The following is a 1,525-nucleotide window of genomic DNA, read 5'->3' as shown; positions in this document are numbered from 1 at the left end:
GCGACCGCGAAACGGGCTGGCCGGGCGACGACAAGGTGTTCCTGATCGATCCCGGCTCACGCAAATCGGTGCCGATTTCGTGCAATGAGGGCGAACGCATCTGCTACGGCGCGTGGGTCTACGGCAATGACGCCATCTCGGCCGGCGTCGGCCCGGACAACGACCGGCCCTGCGACGATTGCTGTTTCATCTGCGTGCACCATTCGACCGAGACCGTCGACCTGGTCGAGTAGCGCCAATCTCCCCAAAATTAGTCCGGGATTGTCGCGGTCGACCCCTTTAGCGATCGCTCGCCCCGTGCAATGCCCGCGGGGCGGCCGGGTGGGCCGTTTATTTTTGGGGGATACCATGTTCTACGCCTATGCGCGCCGCTCGCTGGCCGCGCTGTCTCTTGCCATGCTGCTGGTGCCGTCGGCCCATGCCGGCGACGTCACCTTCGCCATCAAGAACAGCCATCCCAATGCCATGCGCCTCGAGCTCTACAGCCAGGACCGCGACTATGTGTGGCCGGGCAACGGCAAGGATTTCTACCTCGATGACGGCGAGACCAGGCAACTGCCGGTCTCCTGCGACGAGGGCGAATCGATCTGCTACGGCGCCTGGGTCGACGGCGACGAAGGCACCTATTGGGGCGTCGGCCCCGGCGACAAGGAAAAATGCGACGATTGCTGCTATACCTGCAGCGGCGGCGAGACCGAGGAGATCGAACTGGTTCCCTGACCGGCTTGCCAGCTTGACGCTTTTCCTGCCTGGGGCATAGCCTGCAAGAACAGCACCCAAAGCACGCCGCATCCAGGCGGCGTGCGTCAGGCAACAGGAGCAAGGCGATGGCAGGTCCGGTCGAGGGCGAGAAGATAGACGTCGGCTTTGCCGGCCGGCGCTGCATCCATTCGCGCAATTGCGTGCTGGGCGATCCGCATGTCTTCGTGCCGAACGCGCCGGGAGAGTGGATCCATCCCGACGCGGCCAGCGTCGAGAAGATCGTCGCCATTGCCGAAAGCTGCCCGTCAGGCGCCATTACCTATGTCAGGAAGGATGGCGGGCCGCAGGAAAGGCCGCCGGTGGTCAACACTGTGCGCATCAGGGAAAACGGCCCGCTGGCCGTCCACGCCGAGATTATGCTCGACGGCGAGACGTTACACCGCGCCACGCTCTGCCGCTGCGGCGCGTCGCAGAACAAGCCGTTCTGCGACGGCAGCCACAACAAATCAGGGTTTGCCGCCACCGGCGAGCCGGCGCTGAAGGACACGCCGGCGCTGGACGCGCGCGACGGGCCACTCAAGGTTACGCCGACGAAAGACGGGCCGCTCAAGCTCGAAGGCAATATGGAAATCGTCACCGGCACCGGCCACACGGTCGACCGCACGCAACGCGCCTTCCTGTGCCGCTGCGGCCATTCGGCGAACAAGCCGTATTGCGATGGGTCGCATAAAAAGGTTGGGTTCGTGGGGTAGGTTGACCCTGCCATCGAAGCTGCCAATCTCCCCCCTCGTGGGGGAGATGTCCCTCCTCCCGTGGCCCAGCG

2 protein-coding genes and 1 pseudogene are annotated in these 1,525 nt (G+C 64.7%); all 3 read left to right on the top strand.

Annotation, left to right across the window (positions count from 1 at the left end):
* A pseudogene (locus tag FJ980_RS31200) lies at window positions 1-233 on the top strand (hypothetical protein); the annotation flags it as partial.
* A gap of 115 nt (window positions 234-348) precedes the next feature.
* Complete coding sequence (locus tag FJ980_RS31195; RefSeq protein WP_140491675.1) at window positions 349-720, top strand: hypothetical protein; 372 nt, start codon at window positions 349-351, stop codon at window positions 718-720.
* A gap of 107 nt (window positions 721-827) precedes the next feature.
* Window positions 828-1,454 carry a CDGSH iron-sulfur domain-containing protein gene (locus FJ980_RS31190; RefSeq protein WP_140547389.1) on the top strand — a complete coding sequence of 209 codons (627 nt, stop codon included), beginning with the start codon at window positions 828-830 and terminating at the stop codon, window positions 1,452-1,454.
* Window positions 1,455-1,525: the final 71 nt, after the last annotated feature.

It is taken from the genome of Mesorhizobium sp. B1-1-5, assembly GCF_006443065.1.
Lineage (GTDB): Bacteria > Pseudomonadota > Alphaproteobacteria > Rhizobiales > Rhizobiaceae > Mesorhizobium.
The sequence above is the reverse complement of the archived record's forward strand: the minus strand, read 5'-3'. Positions and strand labels throughout refer to the sequence as shown.

Bases quoted from the DNA above. Each gene is read 5' to 3' on its own strand.
- FJ980_RS31195 (WP_140491675.1), top strand. From the start codon at position 349: ATGTTCTACGCCTATGCGCGCCGCTCGCTGGCCGCGCTGTCTCTTGCC.
- FJ980_RS31190 (WP_140547389.1), top strand. From the start codon at position 828: ATGGCAGGTCCGGTCGAGGGCGAGAAGATAGACGTCGGCTTTGCCGGC.